Source organism: Alkalimonas collagenimarina, assembly GCF_030717845.1.
Taxonomy (GTDB): domain Bacteria; phylum Pseudomonadota; class Gammaproteobacteria; order Enterobacterales; family Alteromonadaceae; genus Alkalimonas; species Alkalimonas collagenimarina.
In genome coordinates, this window is sequence record NZ_JAUZVZ010000023.1 from 1 (window position 1) to 19,369 (window position 19,369).

Genomic DNA, 19,369 nt, shown 5'->3' on the forward strand with positions numbered 1-19,369 from the left:
ATCCCTGTGTTTCGCCCTCCGGGCCGTCGCTTCGCAACGTCCTAAAACGCTCCCGACGTTTTAGTCGCCATGCTGTATTCCCTTATCCTGCTACTGCATTCCTCCCCTTTGTAAAATGGGGACCGAGGGGGATTTGGAACCGAGGAGAACTTAGATATTGCTTTAAAGATCTCTCCACTGTACTAGATTGCAGTCACTGCGCTGTGATAAGCTGATTTCACTTGTAATAAATTATTCCTTCCTATGAAATATTTGATTCCTAAACTAAAGTTGGTTGGCTGCATGGTTGCGGCTGGTTGGTTGTCGGTTGGTGTTGCTGAGCAGGTAACGCCTACGGATCTGTTAATTCCTGAACTGGTTGCTCAGTCGCTGGAAGCCTTTGATACACCTGGCATGTCGGTTGCTGTAGTTCATCAGGGCGATGTAGTCCATCTGGCTGGTTATGGTTATCGTGAGCTGGAAGGGGAGTTGCCGGTCACAGCTGAAACTTACTTCCGACTTGCCTCGGCCAGTAAAGCCTTTACTGCAGCTTCGGTTGCTATGCTGGTAGATGACGGAAAGTTAAACTGGGATGATAAGGTGGTGGATTATCTACCAGAGTTTCGGTTGCAAGACCCTTGGGTTACCACTGAATTTACCATCAGGGATTTGTTATCACATCGCAGTGGTTTGGTTGGAGGTGCTGGTGATAGCATGATTTGGCCTGAACCCTCAGGTTTTAGCCGACAGGAAGTGATCCATAACCTACGCTATCTGACTCCAGAGTTTAGTTTTCGTAGCAACTATGGCTATAGTAATGTGTTCTATATTACAGCCGCAGAACTGGTCGCTCGTGTAGCTGAACAGCCGTGGGAAGATTACATTGCAGAACGTCTTTTTCAACCACTTGGTATGGACTGTTACGCCGGTGATATGCCGGACTCAGCCTTAGGTAATCGTGCGCTGGGCTATGGTAGACGCGGTGGTGTCTTTTTTGATATTCCGCGTAATAGCATTAATGGTCAAGGCCAGATGTCTGCTGCTGCAGGTGGCTTGGTTTGTAGTGCTGCGGATATGAGTAAGTGGCTGCAGTTTTTATTACAGCAGTATCAGCAGAACACTGCAGAAAAGAGCGTCTTTAGCCGACAACAACTGTTACAGATGTGGTCGCCAAATACTTTGATGGGGGTCACGACCAGAACGCAGGAATTGCACCAGACCAGTTTCAGTGCTTATGGTTTGGGCTGGCGAATGCAGGATATGCATGGCTATAAGGTAGTGCATCATACCGGAACTTTATCTGGTTATCAGGCCTATGTCGCTCTGGTACCAGATCTTCAGCTTGGTGTGGTGGTCCTGAACAATGGTTCCGATAGTGGTGCCAGAACGGCAGTAGTCCAGTCAATTTTAGATGCTTACCTACCCGCTGAAGAAGCCCGGGATTGGGTTGCTTTTTTACAGCAAGAGCGGCAAGAACGTGAACAACGCTTAGCTCAGCGTAAGCCTGATTTGCCAGTGGGCACTGGTGAGGTTTTGCTGCCGCTGCAAGCCTACAGTGGCTACTTTGCTGATCGTTGGTTTGGTGGCATCGATATTCAGCAAACGACTGAAGGGCTGCGTTTTCGTTCTGTTCGTATGCTGAATAAGGTAGGCATGATGGAGCCATTTGCCGATCATAGCTTTGTCATTCGCTGGGATGATCCTAATGTGGCTGCAGATACCTTAATCCGCTTCCAACTTGATGCGCGTCGTCAGGTGACTGGTTTTGAGTTATTACCGCATCGAGTGCAGGTAGGGGCACGTCATGCTTATCGGGATATGGCTTTTTACAAAGTAGGGAATGAGCCGCCTGCTGCGGAGCAGTCAGGCGACGATTAATATCAAAACAGCCACATTTAACGCGACAAATCTGTGGCTGCTTTCATCTGCTGAACAAAGGAAGTGAGCTCTTGCAGCAGTGCTTCAGGTTGATCTTTGAGCTTTTCAATCCGCTGTACAATGGCTGAACCGGAAATGGCCCCTGCTGCACCACTTTGCAGTGCATCTTTGACGTGCTCTGGTGCAGAAATACCGAAACCGAGCAAAGCCGGAGCGGCATGATACTCACTGAGTTTTTCAATCAGGTGATGTGCCGGTGCAGCAGCTTTGGTTTCTGTGCCGGTGACGCCTGCTCGGCTGAGTAAATAGGTGTAACCACGGCCATAGGAGGCGACCTGACGAAGAGTATCATCGCTACAGTTCGGTGGTACGATAAAAATCGGTGCTACGTCATGCTTCATCGCAGCTTGGCGGAAGAGTTTGCTTTCATGCAAAGGCACATCGGCAATCAGCACTGAGTCAATGCCTGACTCAGCCGCTTGCTGATAAAAAGCGTCTAACCCTTTAGCCATCACCAGATTGCTATACAGCAACAGACCAATTGGCAAATCTGGGTGATTCTGACGCACTTTTTTAATCAGCTCTAGACTGGCACTAGGTGTCACACCCGCAGCTAAAGCCCTGATATTTGCCCCTTGTATAGTTGGCCCATCGGCTACTGGATCAGAGAATGGAATCCCCAGTTCAAGTGCATCAGCGCCACCGGCAATAAGCGCTTCAATAATGCGGTACGATAGCTCTAAATCAGGGTCGCCAATGGTGACGAATGGTACAAAGGCTCCTTGTTTGACTGCGCTTAAGCGCGAAAACATCTGTTGATAACGGCTCATGCGTGCTCCTCTGTACTTGGGTTGTTTTGTGCAGCTAAAATGCCGTGGACATGGGCCAGATCTTTATCACCACGACCAGATAAATTAATCACAATAATTTGCTCGGAATCTGCTTCCTTCGCCATCTTTAAGGCATAAGCAAGTGCATGCGAACTCTCCAGAGCCGGAATAATCCCTTCGCTTTTAGCTAATAATTGAAATGCAGCTAAAGCTTCATCATCGTTAATGGCCACGTACTCAGCACGGCCACTTTGCTGCAAAAAGGTATGTTGTGGTCCTACAGCCGGGTAATCCAAGCCAGCAGATACCGAGTACGACTCTTCAATCTGACCTTCTTTGGTTTGCATAATAGCGGTATAGGCACCATGCAAGATACCGTAGCTACCAGTGCTTAAGGCCGCACCATGTTGATGGGTATCAATGCCTTTGCCACCAGGCTCAACGCCAATCAGGCGAACGCCTTTTTCTTCAATGAAGTCGGCAAACATACCGATAGCGTTGGAGCCACCACCGACACAAGCGACCACTGCATCGGGCAAACGGCCTTCTGCCTGCAGGATTTGCTGTTTCGCTTCTTCGCCGATCATACGTTGAAACTCTCGGACCATGGTCGGGAAAGGATGTGGCCCAGCAGCGGTGCCTAACAAATAGTGACTCTTATCATAAGTTGCTGACCAATCACGCATCGCTTCACTGACGGCATCTTTTAGGGTACCAGAGCCGGAAGTTACTGGAATAACGGTAGCTCCCATCAGTTTCATGCGAAAAACATTCGGCTGCTGACGCTCCATATCTTTTGCACCCATGTAAACCCGGCATTTTAGACCAAGCAAAGCACAAGCTAAGGCGGTGGCCACACCATGTTGACCAGCTCCGGTTTCAGCAATAATGTCATCCTTACCCATGCGCTTAGCCAGCAATGCCTGACCCAGCACCTGATTGGTTTTATGGGCACCACCGTGCAATAAATCTTCCCGCTTAAGATAGATTTTTACCTTAGGATTAGGAGAAATATTTCGGCATAACGTCAAAGGAGTCGGACGGCCCGCATAGGTATTAAGTAAGTGATAAAACTCCTGCTGAAAAGACTCGTCTTGTTGTGCATCAATGAATGCTTGCTCCAGTTGTTTCAGTGCAGGCACCAGTAGTTCAGGTACAAACATGCCACCGTAATCACCAAAATAGGCGGATAAAGTTTTGTTACTCATAATGAAATTCTCTTATGATTTGAAATGCGGTTGCAATTTTATCGGCAGACTTAATCCCGGGTTCCGTTTCAAGACCAGAGTTCAGGTCCAAACCCGCGACGGGCTGCTGCAAAGCGTCATTGATATTGCTGGCTTGCAAACCTCCGGCCAGCATCACAGGTAATTTAGTGTTGAGTTGTGCTAACAGTTGCCAGCTAAATTGCTCGCCGGTACCACCAGGTGTACCGGCTTGATAAGTATCCAATACGATTCGATCAGCGTCCTGAGTCAATGTAGGCAGTTTATTTTTAACTCGATAAGCTTTCCAGATCTCAGTGTGCTCCGGTAACAGACTACGAAGGGTATTGATGTAATCATCAGTCTCTTCACCGTGCAGCTGAACGGCAGTTAATTTAAGTTCAGTAGCTATACGGCTCACTATGTCTGCTGGTTCATTGACAAATACGCCTACGAAGTTTAAATCCGCTTGTTTTACCAATGTTTTCGCGTGCTCCAGATCTACTGCGCGAGGTGATTTTGGGTAGAATATCAGCCCGCCATAGTAGGCTTGTGCTTGATGAGCAGCGGCTACATCTTCTGGCCGGGTTAAACCACAGATTTTGTGTTCACCACGGGTCAGTTTTTTGCAGGCTAAAGCCAGATTGGGTTGAGCCATCAGTGAACTGCCTACCAGAAATGCATCGGCGACCATGGAAAGCTGTCGTACCTGTTGATTGGTATAGATGCCAGATTCAGATACAACAACAGTATTTTTTGGGATCAGCTTTCGTAGCCGTATGCTGGTATCCAGGTCGGTTGATAGATCGCGCAGATCGCGATTATTAATCCCAATTAGTTGCGCATTCATAGCGACTGCACGCTTGGTTTCTTCTTCATTGCTCACTTCCGTCAATACGGTCATGGCAAAGGATGAAGCGACGTCGTGCAGTTGACGGTATTCATCATCCGATAATACCGATAGCATGAGTAAGACAGCATCAGCTCCGCACAAACGACCCAGATAGATTTGGTAGGGATCGATGATAAAGTCTTTATGCAATAATGGCTGTTGAACCAAAGCTCGCATTTGGCTCAGATTGTCATAACTGCCTTGAAAAAACTCCTGATCAGTGAGTACTGAAATGCAATCAGCATACTCACCATACACGGTAGAGAGCTCATCCAAATCGAAATTGTCTCTGATCAGGCCTTTTGATGGCGATGCTTTTTTGCACTCCAAAATAAAGCGAGGGCCAGATTTGCGCAGTGCATCAAGGAATTTTCGCTCGGTTGCTTTGACGTCATGCAAAAAGGAATCCAGCGGGCGATCGGCTTTTAATTTAGCAACTTCATGCTGTTTGTGTTCAATGATTTTTTTTAAGATATCAGCCATGGGAGATCTCCTTCATGGCTTGCAGGATTTGATAAGGCTGATCCGTTGCAAGCAATTGTTGTATTTTCGCTGTATTGGCTTTCAAATCATCCCCTTTACCGCAAATCGCCATCATCGCAGCTACATTGGCTGCAATGGCATCGCGGTGTGCCGGGATACCTTGGCCTTGTAGGATAGCTAAACTGGCTTGGGCGTTTTGTTCCGGAGCCCCACCAGCCAGTTCGGTTAGCGGTCGTTCGGAAAGACCAAAATCAGCCGGAGTCAGTGTAAATTGGCGGATAGTACCATCCATTAATTCAGTTACCTCGGTTGGCCCATGCAAGGCGATTTCATCGCAACCGCTGCCATGCACAACCCATGCTTTACGTAGGCCTAGCTGTGCCAAGGCTTCTGCTAGTACTGGTGCTAATGCTGGATCATAGACGCCAAGTAATTGATAGCTTGGGGCTGCTGGGTTTACGATAGGGCCTAGCACATTAAACAAGGTTCGCGTTTTTAACTGCTGACGAACCGGCATCGCATGGCGGATACCTGCATGATACAAAGGAGCATACAAAAAAGTGCAGCCAGTGCGCGCTAGCGACTGTGCAGCCAACTCTGGTGAAAGCTCGATATTCACCCCAAGTGCGCTCAGTAAATCTGACGAACCTGAGGCGGAAGAAATACTACGGTTGCCATGCTTCACCACCGACAAACCAGCAGCTGCGGCTACTATAGCGGCAGTGGTCGAGATATTAATGGTGTTGCTGCCATCGCCACCGGTACCGCAGCAGTCTATGCTATCGCTGGCATCGCCAGGAAAGGGAACCGCTGCAGCACGCAGAGCCTTGGCAGCACCGGCGACTTCCTCGGCAGCGATGCCGCTGAGTTTTCCGGCAACGAGCACGGCGGTTAAATCAATTGGGTCCACTTCACCGCGCACTACAGCACCATAAAACTCGCTGGCTTCAGCCTGAGTATAGCTGCCACCATTCAGACGCTTTTGTACCAGAGCTGCAATCATGGAGCACTCCTGTTTATTAAGTAATCTAAACTTTGCTTGAGTAAAGGTTTGCCTAGTGTGGTTAAAATGGATTCTGGATGGAACTGAAAACCTAGCACTGGCAAGGTTTTATGGCATACCGCCATCGGAATATGTTGATAATGCGCGATCACATCCATGGTGTCTGGTACCTCTGTTGCGATTAAGGAGTGATAGCGCGCCACCGGAAAGGGCCGGGGCAGCTCGGCAAACACAGGGTGATCGCTGAGCTCAATGGCGGAGGTTTTACCATGCACGGTTTGCCCAGCCTGGCCAACAGTACCACCAAAGTGCTCTACCAGCGCCTGATGACCCAGGCAGATGCCTAGGAGTGGGATCTTTCCTACGGTTAAACGGATCAACTCTGGCATGCAGCCAGCATGTTCAGGAGCACCAGGCCCAGGGGATAACACCAAGGCTGTGTTGTCGGTCTCTTGATTGATCTGCTGCATAATGAAATCAGCAGGCACGGTATGACGATACAGCTTTAAGCGATAGCCCAACTGCTCAAACTCATCCACCAGGTTGTAGGTAAAGGAGTCCATGTTATCCAACAAATACAGGGTGGTCATAACTTCTCCAACGCGTCAGCGGTTTGAATGGCTTTGATGACAGCCTGAGCTTTATTCCGGGTTTCGTCTGCTTCAGCTTGTGGGTCGGAGTCGAACACGACACCGGCACCTGCTTGTATGGATGCAATTCCATCTTGCACATAGGCTGATCGGATGACGATGCAACTGTCAAAGTCACCTTGACCTGTCAGGTAACCGACGGCTCCGCCATAACTGCCACGGCGTTTTTTCTCGACATAACGCACTAGCTCCGCCGCTTTCACTTTCGGCGCGCCAACCAAGGTACCCATATTCATACAGGCCTGATACGCATGCAATGCATCCAGTTCAGGCTTTAAAGTACCAATGACTCGAGACACCAAGTGCATGACGTAAGAGTATCGATCCACTTTAAGTAATTCTTTGACATAGCGACTGCCCGGTACGGCGATACGTGCCACATCATTGCGAGCCAGATCGACCAGCATCAGATGCTCAGCTTTTTCCTTTTCATCCTGACGCAGCTCCAGTTCAATGCGACTATCCAAATCAGGGTCGATGCGGCCATCGGCATGAAAACCACGACGTCGGGTGCCAGCTATTGGATAAATTTCGACCTGCCGGTTGTTAGCATCAAACTTTAATGCTGACTCAGGAGAAGCCCCAAACAAAGTGAACGCTTGATCTTGCATAAAAAACATATAAGGGCTGGGGTTGAGTTGCTTTAGTCGGGCATAAGCGGTTAAAGGGTTAGGGCAAGGCAATTGAAAGCAGCGCGAAGGGACAACCTGAAAGATATCACCACAGACAATATGTTGCTTTAACTGGACGACCTGCTGTTTAAAGGTTTCGTCAGAAATATCGACCGTTGCCACAGCTTCTGAGCTAGTCGGGGTGCCAGGCTGAAACCGATGTCCTTGCTGAGCGAGTTGTTTTAACTGCTCCAGACGTTTGCCAATGGCAAAACAGTTGGCCAGAGCTTGCTCGCCACAAAATACATTACCAAGCACCTTGCTGGTTTTGGCTTGATGATCCATCACCATCATGGTTTCAGCCAGATAAAATAGATAATCCGGGCATTGATTATCCCCAGTGGGAACCTCTGGTAGTTGCTCAACATTAGCCACCATATCGTAGCCGATGACACCGCCCAGAAAGACTGCAAAGGCTTCATCACTTTGGCTGACTAGCTCCGTTCGAATACGACGCAGTACACTAAAAGGATTGGGCACCTGCAACCGGCTGACCTCATCCAGCAGTGGATCGGCCTCGGCATAGCGAACCACCAACTGCTCCGAGTCTAATTCTACGCTGGCCTCTGTTTGTAACTTTTCAGCCAGAAAGGGCAGTAAGGTGGCACCGTTTGGGCTGATAGCGCGCAGTGTGACCACAGAGCCGATGCATTCAATGCGTAAAGCTACATCAATCAACATCAGACTCTTCAGGTTGTCCTTGCTGTCAATTTCGGCCGATTCTAGCAGCAGTGAGCAGCTGCTGGTTGCTGCTAATTGCTGGTAACAGGATAATGGATCCTGCTGGTAATCCAGCGGCATGGCAATGCTCGCTACTTCGCCAGCTTGCTCGGTAATATGACTGAAAATCATCTGTTTTCCTGTCGGTTCATAAAAAATAGGTAAAAAAAAGCCCGTTTCTTTTGGAAACGGGCTCAGGTTATTAAAGCTAAAACAACGCCTACAACACACGCCCGTTGGGAGTGTGCCACCACCAGTTGATTGCAGTGAATGAACAAGCGTTGAGAAGTTGCATTAGCTTTAATCACGTTCTTAGTTTTCGTTTGTGCTATAAAACCGCGAATTTCAGTTCAGGTCAAGTAGTGCAGCAAGAAAAAATTAATTCTGGCTGAACAATTGGTCTGCATTATAAACATATATGCGTCTGGATGGCTATAATGCCTTTCGTTTTCAACGGCATTTTGTGCGATAATAATCTTTAATCAGGAGTTTGTATGAAAATCGATTTGCACAGCCATACCCGCCACTCGGACGGTTTATTAACCACGCAGGAATTACTGCAGCGGGCAGAACTGCGAGGCGTGGATGTGCTCGCCATTACTGATCACGACTCGATTGCTGCTATCCCTGAAGCACAGGCTTATCTACACAGCCAGAACTCCAAGCTTCAGCTCATCAGTGGCGTCGAGATATCCAGCAGCTGGCAAAACTTTGAAATTCATGTGGTTGGGTTAAACTTTGACCCCACTAATGAGCTTTTTCAACAACGACTGGCAGAGCAACAACAAAAACGAATTGAACGTGTTGCGCTTATTGCTGAGCGTCTGAGTCGTCGTTGCCGGATGGATGATGTGTTACCCGGTGTGATGGAGATGGCAGCTGGAGCTGCGGTAACTCGTGCTCATGTGGCGCGCTATTTGGTGCAAATAGGTGCCGTCGAACACATGGGGGCTGCTTTTGATAAATACTTAGCCCGAGGCAAACCGGCTTATGTACCATCGCAATGGGTGTCGCTGGCTGATGCCATTGGCTGGATCCAGCAAGCAGGTGGCCAAGCCGTGTTGGCTCATCCATTAAAATACAAGCTGTCGGGAAAGTGGTTACGCCGTCTAGTGGTAGATTTTTCCAATGCCGGTGGTGATGCAATGGAAGTGGTATCGCCACAGCAAACTCCTCAGCAACGGGCTGAATTATGGGCTTTATGCCAGCAGTATGGCTTACTTGCTTCCGTGGGCTCTGATTTTCATCAGCCAACGCCTTGGAATGAGCTGGGAAAAAACCTATATTTAACTGAGGAGATGACCCCGGTGTGGGGCAATTGGAAGTTGGCAGGACAACAGGCATTACCACTTTAAGTTCGCGAAGCTCAGTTGTTATGAGAGCCTGCCATGTCCTTGTAAGCAAAAGTTTACTTTACTAACAACAGAACTAAGAATAAGAAGAATCGTATGAGTCAATTTTTTCATTTACACCCAGATACACCTCAATTGCGCTTGCTTAAGCAAGCCGCGCAGATTATTCAGCGAGGCGGAGTAGTGGTGTACCCGACTGATAGTGGCTATGCCCTTGCTTGCCATTTAGGTGATAAAAATGCCCACGAGCGAATTTTGCGTATTCGACAAATCAGTGGTGATCATCACTTCACCCTGATGTGCAAAGACTTATCTGAGCTGTCGTTATTTGCAAAAGTTGATAATAAAGCCTTTCGGTTGATTAAAAACAATACCCCGGGCGCCTATACTTTTATTCTGCGTGGCACCAAAGATGTGCCGCGGCGCTTTTTGAACGAGAAAAAGAAAACCATTGGCTTGCGTATTCCTGAAAATCGCATTGCACTGGCCTTACTCGAAGAGTTAGGTGAGCCACTAATGTCGACCAGTTTACTTCTGCCCGGTCAGCAATTTGCTGAAGCCGATCCAGAAGATATGCGGCTGCAACTGGAAAAGCAGGTCGATTTGATCATGCATGGTGGTGTGATTGCCGAGGCGCCCACCACAGTCGTGGACTTATCCGAAGACCAGCCTGTTATTGTGCGTGAAGGGGTTGGTGATTGCAGTCCTTTTCTCTGATACCGCAGCATGAGCGAGCCATTCGTTCCTGAGCCACTGACGATTCAGCAACCGTTACCGCTGGCCTTTGTGCGTGGCGAGGCGGTGCTGGATCGGCCTGAGGATTTATACATCCCGCCTGATGCCATGGAAGTGCTACTTGATGCATTTGAAGGGCCATTGGACTTTCTGCTGTATTTGATCCGCAAACACAAGTTTGAGATCGTTGATTTACCCGTGAATGAAATTACTCAGCAATACATGGAATACATCGAGCTGATGCAGGAGATGAATTTTGAGCTGGCGGCAGAGTACTTGGTCATGGCGGCAATGCTGGCAGAAATAAAATCGAGGTTGTTGTTGCCAAAACATCGGGAACACGAAGACGAAGAAAGTGATCCACGAGCCGAGCTGATCCGCCGCTTGCAAGAATACGAGGTATATCGTCAGGCAGCTACCGATATGGATCTACTGCCGCGACAAGAGCGTGATTTTTTTCATGGGCATGCAGAGCTACCCGCTGATTTTCAGCCTTTGATCATTTTGCCTGAGGTCTCACTGGAGGATATGGTATTGGCGCTGAAAGATATTATGAAACGTGCTAATGACTTTCAGCATCATCATATTAAGCGCGAGTTAATGTCGACCCGTGAGCGCATGAGTCGCATCCTAAGCTTATTGCAACAACGGGATTATTTACGTTTTGAAGACTGTTTTGATACCTCAGAAGGTAAAGAAGGCGTCGTGGTTAGTTTTTTGGCTGTGCTTGAGTTAAGTAAAGAAAAGCTGATTATGCTCACCCAGGTAGAGTTATACGGGCCAATCCATCTGAAAGTGGCTGTGGGGGCTGACGCATGAGTCGACAGATCCAGCCAGCTCAGTTGCAACAACTGGTTGAAGCCGCTTTGTTTACTTCAGAACAACCACTGTCCATGCCGGATTTGCAAGCTGGCGTGTTGGCTGACTTAAATGTCAGCAAAAAAAAATTACAGCAAATCCTTGCACAATTACAGCAAGATTATGCCGGTCGTGGTGTACAATTGGTAGAAACCGCCTCAGGCTATCATTTTCAAAGTCGGCCTGAGTTGAGTGATTACTTGGCCCGGCTGTGGCCCGAGCGCTCACCACGCTATTCCAGAGCAGTGATGGAAACCTTGGCATTGATTGCTTATCGTCAGCCGATTACCCGTGGTGAGATTGAAGATATACGTGGCGTTAGTGTGAGCTCACAGATCATGCGCACCTTAGTGGACCGAAACTGGGTCAAGGTGGTAGGCCATAAAGAAGTACCAGGCCGGCCAGGGCTTTACGCCACCACGGCTGAATTTTTAGATTATTTTGGTTTGAAAAACTTAAGCCAGCTTCCACAGCTTACCGAGTTAAGACCGGTTTCTGATGCTGAGCTCAACACCGTCGAGATGACAGGAGATGTATCATCATGAGTGAAAAATTACAAAAAGTATTAGCCCGGGCAGGCGTTGGCTCGCGCCGCGAAATGGAAAGCTTAATCAGTGCTGGTCGAGTATCGGTCGATGGAAAAACCGCCTTTTTAGGTGATCGGGTAGAGCCGGGGCAGGCGATACGGGTCGATGGTCACCCTGTGAAAATCATGGCAGAAGAAGCTCAAGTGTGTCGGGTCATTGCGTATCATAAGCCTGAAGGAGAGATATGTTCACGCAACGATCCGGAGGGTCGTCCAACCGTATTTGAACGTTTACCTAAACTACAAGGTGCGCGTTGGATTGCCATTGGCCGCCTCGATATTAACACCTCTGGTCTTTTGCTATTTACCACCGACGGTGAGCTGGCCAATCGCTTAATGCACCCTAAGTTTGAAGTTGAACGCGAGTATGCAGTGCGGGTTTTTGGTGAAGTAACCGATGCCATTATTCAACGCTTGCGCACCGGAGTAATGCTGGAAGATGGCAAAGCCAACTTTAAGAAAATTAAAGCCATGCCTGGTGAGGGCCTGAATCGCTGGTTTCATGTGATGCTGACTGAAGGACGCAACCGTGAAGTTCGTCGTATGTGGGAGTCGCAGGGAGCAGTAGTGAATCGCTTGATCCGAGTACGCTATGGCGATCTGCAATTGCCGAAACATATTCCAGCGGGTGGTTATGCTGAATGTGACTTAAAAGAAGTGAATTACTTACGAGAGCTGGTTAAGTTGCCGGAAGAGACACAAAGCCTAATCATGCATGAAGACCGCACCGAAAGGCGACGTCGTATTGCTGGTGTCCGTCGGGCGGTGCGTAAGCATCAAATTGCGGCTAAAACACCAGGCCGTAAAGAGACCAAACCAAAAGCTAAACCAGCACGCAGCGAAGCAACAAAAGATAGAGCACCACAACGCAAAAGCCCTAAAAAGCCCTCCCGTACCTAGCCACTCTTGAGACACCGCGATAGATGAAACCATCTATCGCAGCAAAACTTTACGAACCGCAGCAGGGGGAGGTGTTACGCATACCCATCCGGGTTTTGCTGTTGCCAGCGCCAACTATCTCGTACCATATCATCCAGCGTTTTTTCCGCTTGCCAATTCAAAACTGATTTAGCTTTGCCCGGGTCGGCATAACAGGTCGCTATATCACCGGGGCGACGTTCTCCAATCTGGTATGGAACGGCGACTTGGTTGATATCACGAAAAGCATGCGCCATATCCAGTACGCTGTAACCAACGCCGGTACCAAGGTTAAATGCTTCAATGCCTGAATGCTGTTGCAGATAGCTAAGCGCCTTCAAGTGACCGGCGGCTAAATCAACCACATGAATGTAATCACGAACGCCAGTGCCATCTTTCGTTGGGTAATCGCCACCAAATACATGAAGTTTTTCACGTTTACCCACCGCTACTTGCGAAATAAAAGGCATCAGATTATTAGGGATACCATTAGGATCTTCGCCGATTTGGCCGCTGCTATCGGCACCGACTGGATTAAAGTAACGCAAAAGGGCAATAGACCAAGTTGGGTCTGCTACTACCAAATCTTCTAAAATATGCTCAATCATCAGTTTGCTTTGACCGTATGGGTTGGTCGCCGAACGAGGAGCCAGCTCAGAGATAGGTACCTGCTTGGCATCGCCATACACCGTTGCTGATGAACTAAAAACCAGCTGTTTAACGCCAACTTCCTGCATCACCTGACACAAGGTAACGGTGCCCGCCACGTTGTTATCGTAGTAATGCAGAGGCTGTTCCGTCGACTCGCCGACTGCTTTTAATCCGGCAAAGTGGATGACTGCTGCGATATCATGGGCTTTAAATAAGTCACGTAATCCTTGTTGATCACGAATATCAAGCTCCAGACTAAGCAGATGTCTGTTAGCCAATTGCTGAACACGATGCAGCGATTCAGGGGTGCTGTTGCTGAAGTTATCGATGCTGATTACCTGATGACCAGCTCGTAGCAGAGCCAATGCGGTGTGGCTGCCGATATAGCCTGCACCACCGGTTAATAATATTGCGCTCATTGGCTGTCCTTAAGGGAGAACTTTTTTAAAGGGTTTCACGGTTGAACATTTATATACACCGGCTGCCAGATAGGGATCATCATCGGCCCAGCGTTGAGCCTCGGCTAAAGAATCAAATTCAGCAACCACCAGAGACCCAGTGAAACCAGCTGGTCCGGGGTCAATACTATCAACGGCAGGCAATGGCCCTGCAAGCTGCAATCGACCTTGTTGCTGTAATGTCTGCAAGCGAGCGAGGTGAGCAGGGCGGGTTTGTAGACGTTGCTCAAGACTATTGGCAACATCCTCAGAATAAATCATATAAAGCATGGTACGTCCTTTGAAGAGATGCTGTTTATATTAAACCATAAAAAATGCGGCTTTAACGCATCGGCCTACCGAAATGCTAGGATTTCGAACTTCGCCCTGTTAGCATGATGAAAAAAGATAGACCAAATCTATACCATACAATTCTAACAATAAAAGTCAGGGAGTCCCAACCAAAATGAAACGCGAACTGTTCAGTTCTAAATTAGGCTTTATTCTGGCAGCTGCAGGTTCTGCCGTCGGTATCGGCAATCTGGTCGCCTTTCCGGTGATGGCCAGCCAAAATGGTGGCGCTGCATTTTTAATTATGTATACCATTTTTGTGTTTTTTATCTGTTTGCCGGTGATGTTAGCCGAGATGAGTTTAGGCCGGCATACCCGGAAAAGCCCTTATGGTGCTTACAGTGAAATTGGTCAACATAAGCTTTGGAATGGGGTCGGCTGGCTGGCCGTAATTACTCCTTTTATGATTGGCGTGTTTTATCTGGTGATCACCGTCTGGATTTTTGGTTATTTAGCCAAAGCGATGATGGGACAGTTAGAGACCTTGGCTCAGGATGGGGCTTTTGGGGTTTTTATCAATAGCAATGAGCTCTATGTTTATATGGCCGTTGTGATTGGCTTAACCTTTTTGATTTTGCAAGGGGGGGTTCGTCAAGGGATCGAACGTGCTGCAACCTACCTAATGCCTGCTTTATTTATCATGTTGATACTGTTGGTGGCTTATGTCATGACGTTGGAGAACGCCATGTTGGGAGTCACTTTCTTTTTGATACCAGACTTCTCGAAAATCAACGTACAGGTGCTTACCGATTCGTTGGCACAAGCCTTTTTCTCATTATCATTGGCGATGGGTATACTCATTACCTATGGCTCCTATATTCAGAAAAATAACGATATCGTTGGTGCCGGTAAAATGGTGGCTGCACTTTCATTATTAGTCGCTTGTTGTGCTGGTTTGTTAATCTTGCCTGCGGTTTTTGCATTTGACCCAGCCACTGATCCTGCAGAGTTAACCGACTCCAGTATTGGCATGATCTTTATGTTCCTTCCAAAGATATTTCTGGCGTTACAGCAGGATATTGGCTTCTTTGGTGCATCCTTTGTGGCTTCGTTTTTCTTCCTCTTGGTATTTTTTGCCGCCATGACGTCGCTGATTTCCATTATAGAAGTGCCGGTTGCCAGTTTGATGGACTCGAAAGGTATCTCTCGTCGCAAGTCTTTGATCGTACTCGGTGTGTTGATGGTATTTTTATCGGTGCTGTCTGCTTTGTCGTTTGGTCGAGTTGATTGGCTGAGTAGCTTTATTAGCTATGGTGGTGGTGACAAGTCCTTTTTTGACGTCATTATGGATGTGTTTTACTACAGTATCTTGCCACTAAATGGCTTACTGCTTTGCCTGTTCGTGATTTATCGCTGGAAGAAAGCAAACCTGAATGAAGAAATGGTGCAGGGCAATGAGCGATTTGAAGGCAGCTTTATTCAGAAGTATATTGATTTCTCACTGGGTACCTTTATTCCAGCCATACTGGCGATCATTTTCTTACTGAATGTAGCAGGGCGTTTCTTTGGGATTGAGGTATTCTGATCTGACGCACGAATCTCATGTGATTTGAATTGCCATAAAAAAAGGTGCCATTTACTTCTGTAAATGGCACCTTTTTTATTTGCTCATCAAGCTGAGTAGCCTGACTCGTTACTCTGAGTCAGTCTTACTCATTGGTGCTGATGACGCTTGACGTGCGAAGCGTGAACCTGCCTGACGGTCAGAGCTTTGAACCGTAGGACGTTGTTCTGCTGGCATTGCTCCTGGCAGTTCAGCTGAAGGTTCATCACTGACTTTAGTCGGCTTAGTCATTTGTGATACCACCATCTGCTGGTAACGATTGGTTGCAGCTGGTGCTGGTTTGTTTGCTGCTGGCTTGTCTGCAGTTGGTTCTGCAACGGGGGCCTTATCAACGTTAGGCTTTGTATCCGTTACATCCGCTGCTTTGCTACTGCTTTTTGCAGACTCAACAGGTGTTGCATCTGCGGCTTTAGCTGCAACTGCTGCCTCGGTTTCAACTTTTGCGGTTGATGCTGTTTCTTTGCTAGCTGTTTTATCGCTGCTTACCTTTGCCTCACTAGCGTTATCAACTGCTTTGTCTGCTGTATCCGCTTTGGTTTTCGCTTTGCTTCTGGCCGGAGCCCGTTTACGTGGCTTGGCCGGTGCTTTTGCAGTAGTGCCAGCATCTTCCGCAGCCGTTGCGTCTGGAGCTGAAGCCTGCTCTGCAGTGTCTTTAGCTTTTGCTTTCTTAGCTGGCTCTTTTGCTTTTTGTGGCTCAGCAGTAGTTTTGGTGTCCACGGACTCTGCCATGGGCAGATCAAGCTGCTGATCTTTTGGCTCAATGGCAGGTTGCTGAGAAGCCGGTTGTTCAGCGCTCACGTCCGTTTGTTCGCTTGCATCTATATCACTTTGCTCTTTCTTGCGTTTTTGTCCTGCAGCGCGAAGGTGACGAGGAGAGCGGCGAGTACGCTTACGCTGATCGCTTGCTTCTTTTTCTGCATGGTCCGCATCGGCATCACCATCTGATGAAGTTGCCGCTGCTGTGGCTTCCTCTGTAGCAGGCTTCTGCGTTTCAGCCTGAGCAGGTTTTGCATCTGTAGTTTTACTCGCGACGACTTCTTGTTCAGCAGGCAGCTGTGCTTCTTTTGACGGCGTTGCTGGTGCTTGAGTCGTCTCAGTCGCAGCTTTAGCATCTGATTCTACTGGCGTTGCTTGTTCCTGCTTCACCGTTTGTGGTGTTGTCGTCTGAACAGGCTCATTTTTTTCAACACGTTCAACCGCTTTTGTTTCAACTGGTTTTTCAATCGCCTTGGTTTCAACAGGTTTTGCATCCGTTGTAGACACTGCTTCAGTTTCAGCTTTTTCCAGTCGAACCGACTTTTGCATGGTACGGCGTTGACGACGCTCTTTACGTTGTTGAACAGGCTTATCATCACTAGCTACTTTGCTTGGTTGCTTAGCTTCTGGTTTGACATCCTGTTTTTTATTGCTGTCTGCTGGCTTTGCTTGCGACTTCGCAGCTGCTTGTTTCGGTTGAGCAGTTTCAGTTGATGAACTCGCAGAGTCTTGATCACGAGACTGGTTGCGGTTGCGTGCATCCTGCCCCCCGCGACGGCGGTTGTTATTGCGACCACGACGGTTGCTGTCCTGATTTTGACCCGCCGGACGACGGTTTTGCTCTGAGCGCTGTTGCACTGGTTTTTCAGTTTTCTCAGGTGCTTTTTCTTCTGGTGCACTGAAAAGCTTGCTCACCCAACCAGTGAGTTGTTGCCACAATCCAGCTTCCGGCTTTTGGGCCGTCTGTTTGGCGACAGGGGCAGCTTTACTGTCAGCTTTTGGCGCTTGATCCACAATGCTGATAGCAGCCAATGCAGGTTTTTCACGGGTGCTTTCTTGCGTCAAAGGTTGGTACAGGTCTTTTGTCAGATCAGGTGTTTTCACCATCTGGAAGCTGCTTTCATCCAGCTCTTCATCAATACGAACACGGATCACTTCAAAATGAGGTGTTTCCATGTACTCGTTCGGAATAATGAATACATCAATCCCCTGACGCTTTTCAATACGACGGACAGCATCCCGCTTCTCGTTCATCAGGTAGGTCGCAACAGAGATAGGCACCTGAGCCTGAATCTGGCTGGTGTTCTCTTTGATCGACTCTTCTTCAATCAGACGCAAAATAGACAATGCTGAAGATTCGGTACTTCGGATGGTGCCACGACCATGGCAACGTGGGCATAAATGGCCCGCAGACTCACCCAAAGATGGGCGCAAACGCTGACGTGACATTTCCAGTAAGCCAAAGCGGGAGATACGACCAATTTGTACGCGGGCACGATCTTGCTTAACCGCATCTTTTAAACGGTTTTCTACCTCACGTTGGTGCCGTACAGGTGTCATATCGATAAAGTCGATGACGATTAAGCCACCAAGATCCCGCAAACGCAATTGACGAGCAATTTCGTCGGCAGCTTCAAGGTTGGTATTAAAGGCGGTTTCTTCAATATCACCGCCTTTGGTGGCCTTGGCCGAGTTGATATCAATCGCAGTTAATGCTTCGGTGCTATCGATGACAATGGAGCCGCCAGCAGGCAAGCGAACTTCACGATGAAAAGCAGACTCAATTTGGCTTTCAATCTGGAAGTGCATAAATAAAGGCACTTCACCGGTATACAGTTTTACTCTGTGCGCGAAATCAGGCCGGAATTGCTGAATGTATAATCTTGCTTCATCAAAAATGCGTTGGCTGTCGATCAAGATTTCACCGATATCGCGGCGCAAGTAATCACGAATAGCACGAAACACCACATTACTTTCTTGATGGATTAGGAAAGGGGCTGCTTTTTTCGCGGCTTCATCAGTAATAGCTGACCAGTGCTTCAACAACGCTTTTAAATCGTAATCCAGCTCTTCAAAGGATTTACCGACACCTGCGGTACGCACAATCAGGCCCATGCCATCAGGCATCACCAATTGATTGAGAGCATCTTTAAGATCCTGACGCTCATCACCTTCAATGCGACGAGAAATTCCGCCAGCACGAGGATTGTTCGGCATCAATACTAAATAAGAACCAGCCAGGCTGACAAAGGTAGTTAACGCAGCACCTTTTTGGCCACGCTCTTCTTTATCAATCTGGATAATAACTTCCTGACCTTCTTTAACCACTTCTTTAATGTTTGGACGGCCATCAAATTTGTAGCCTGCAGGGAAGTATTCGCGGGAGATTTCTTTTAAAGGCAGGAAGCCATGCCGGTCGGCACCATAATCAACAAAAGCCGCTTCAAGACTGGGTTCAACCCGGGTGATCTTACCTTTGTAAATATTGGCTTTCTTTTGTTCATGACCTGGGCTTTCGATATCCAAATCAAATAATCGCTGGCCATCAACCAGCGCAACACGGATTTCTTCTTCCTGCGTTGCATTAATTAACATTCTTTTCATTGTGTAGTGACTCTGTGTTCAGGCCACAACGAAACGACGCCATTTAGCGGGTGCTCAGACGCTTTCAAACATCTACTGGTGCAGTCTCACGACTGGAATGTTTGAGGAAACCTATTGTAAAAATTTACAGTTGTCGCTGTAATTATTCAAATCTGAAACACACCGCATGTTCTGGTGCGCTGCGTTATAGCCTATTCGTATTCAATTTTGCTCAGCTGACTGGATCCCGTGTTTTGTCGATGTTGG

16 protein-coding genes are annotated in these 19,369 nt (G+C 48.0%); 7 read left to right on the top strand and 9 right to left on the bottom strand.

Translation table 11 applies throughout. From position 1 onward, the window contains the following. The first annotated feature begins 243 nt into the window (after positions 1-243). Entirely contained in the window at positions 244-1,857 is a 1,614-nt protein-coding gene (locus Q3O60_RS14035; protein ID WP_305894572.1) for a serine hydrolase, read from the top strand. 17 nt (positions 1,858-1,874) lie between these two features. On the opposite strand, the gene trpA is transcribed toward Q3O60_RS14035, so the two are convergent. From trpA to Q3O60_RS14065, 6 genes are read right to left on the bottom strand one after another with little or no spacing between them, the layout of a single operon-like run. Next, on the bottom strand, positions 1,875-2,687 hold the full coding sequence (trpA, locus tag Q3O60_RS14040; RefSeq protein ID WP_305894573.1) for a tryptophan synthase subunit alpha: 813 nt from the start codon (positions 2,685-2,687) through the stop codon (positions 1,875-1,877). After that, positions 2,684-3,895 carry a tryptophan synthase subunit beta gene (gene trpB / locus Q3O60_RS14045; protein WP_305894574.1) on the bottom strand — a complete coding sequence of 404 codons (1,212 nt, stop codon included), beginning with the start codon at positions 3,893-3,895 and terminating at the stop codon, positions 2,684-2,686. Before trpB ends, trpA begins: the two co-directional genes overlap by 4 nt. After that, positions 3,888-5,267 (bottom strand): bifunctional indole-3-glycerol-phosphate synthase TrpC/phosphoribosylanthranilate isomerase TrpF, encoded by a 1,380-nt coding sequence (gene trpCF / locus Q3O60_RS14050; protein ID WP_305894575.1) that lies wholly within the window; start codon positions 5,265-5,267, stop codon positions 3,888-3,890. The genes trpB and trpCF overlap by 8 nt, the downstream gene beginning before the upstream one ends. Next, positions 5,260-6,270, bottom strand: coding sequence for an anthranilate phosphoribosyltransferase (trpD, locus tag Q3O60_RS14055; protein ID WP_305894576.1), 1,011 nt, complete (start codon positions 6,268-6,270; stop codon positions 5,260-5,262). The genes trpCF and trpD overlap by 8 nt, the downstream gene beginning before the upstream one ends. Next, positions 6,267-6,860: an aminodeoxychorismate/anthranilate synthase component II gene (locus Q3O60_RS14060; RefSeq protein ID WP_305894577.1), complete on the bottom strand. Its 594-nt coding sequence runs from the start codon at positions 6,858-6,860 to the stop codon at positions 6,267-6,269. The genes trpD and Q3O60_RS14060 overlap by 4 nt, the downstream gene beginning before the upstream one ends. Next, on the bottom strand, positions 6,857-8,443 hold the full coding sequence (locus tag Q3O60_RS14065; RefSeq protein WP_305894578.1) for an anthranilate synthase component 1: 1,587 nt from the start codon (positions 8,441-8,443) through the stop codon (positions 6,857-6,859). The genes Q3O60_RS14060 and Q3O60_RS14065 overlap by 4 nt, the downstream gene beginning before the upstream one ends. Before the next feature lie 362 nt (positions 8,444-8,805). On the opposite strand from Q3O60_RS14065, the gene Q3O60_RS14070 reads away from it, so the two are divergent. The 5 genes from Q3O60_RS14070 (at position 8,806) to rluB (ending at position 12,742) form a co-directional block, all read left to right on the top strand. Next, a complete protein-coding gene (locus Q3O60_RS14070; RefSeq protein ID WP_305894579.1) occupies positions 8,806-9,666 on the top strand; it encodes a PHP domain-containing protein in 861 nt (286 codons plus the stop codon). 93 nt (positions 9,667-9,759) lie between these two features. After that, positions 9,760-10,380: an L-threonylcarbamoyladenylate synthase gene (locus Q3O60_RS14075; protein ID WP_305894580.1), complete on the top strand. Its 621-nt coding sequence runs from the start codon at positions 9,760-9,762 to the stop codon at positions 10,378-10,380. Positions 10,381-10,389: 9 nt separating this feature from the next. Further along, the gene (locus Q3O60_RS14080; protein ID WP_305894581.1) at positions 10,390-11,217 is read left to right on the top strand and encodes a segregation and condensation protein A; all 828 of its coding nucleotides are present in this window, start codon (positions 10,390-10,392) and stop codon (positions 11,215-11,217) included. Then, entirely contained in the window at positions 11,214-11,801 is a 588-nt protein-coding gene (gene scpB / locus Q3O60_RS14085; RefSeq protein ID WP_305894582.1) for an SMC-Scp complex subunit ScpB, read from the top strand. The genes Q3O60_RS14080 and scpB overlap by 4 nt, the downstream gene beginning before the upstream one ends. After that, positions 11,798-12,742: a 23S rRNA pseudouridine(2605) synthase RluB gene (rluB, locus tag Q3O60_RS14090; RefSeq protein WP_305894583.1), complete on the top strand. Its 945-nt coding sequence runs from the start codon at positions 11,798-11,800 to the stop codon at positions 12,740-12,742. The genes scpB and rluB overlap by 4 nt, the downstream gene beginning before the upstream one ends. A gap of 74 nt (positions 12,743-12,816) precedes the next feature. On the opposite strand, the gene galE is transcribed toward rluB, so the two are convergent. Together galE and Q3O60_RS14100 are read right to left on the bottom strand one after the other, a co-directional pair. Continuing rightward, entirely contained in the window at positions 12,817-13,830 is a 1,014-nt protein-coding gene (gene galE / locus Q3O60_RS14095) for a UDP-glucose 4-epimerase GalE (protein ID WP_305894584.1), read from the bottom strand. 9 nt (positions 13,831-13,839) lie between these two features. Continuing rightward, entirely contained in the window at positions 13,840-14,139 is a 300-nt protein-coding gene (locus tag Q3O60_RS14100; RefSeq protein WP_305894585.1) for a YciI family protein, read from the bottom strand. A gap of 175 nt (positions 14,140-14,314) precedes the next feature. On the opposite strand from Q3O60_RS14100, the gene Q3O60_RS14105 reads away from it, so the two are divergent. Continuing rightward, positions 14,315-15,724, top strand: a complete 1,410-nt coding sequence (locus tag Q3O60_RS14105) for a sodium-dependent transporter (RefSeq protein ID WP_305894586.1) — start codon at positions 14,315-14,317, stop codon at positions 15,722-15,724. Between the two features lie 108 nt (positions 15,725-15,832). On the opposite strand, the gene rne is transcribed toward Q3O60_RS14105, so the two are convergent. Further along, positions 15,833-19,123 carry a ribonuclease E gene (gene rne / locus Q3O60_RS14110; RefSeq protein ID WP_440132265.1) on the bottom strand — a complete coding sequence of 1,097 codons (3,291 nt, stop codon included), beginning with the start codon at positions 19,121-19,123 and terminating at the stop codon, positions 15,833-15,835. Positions 19,124-19,369: the final 246 nt, after the last annotated feature.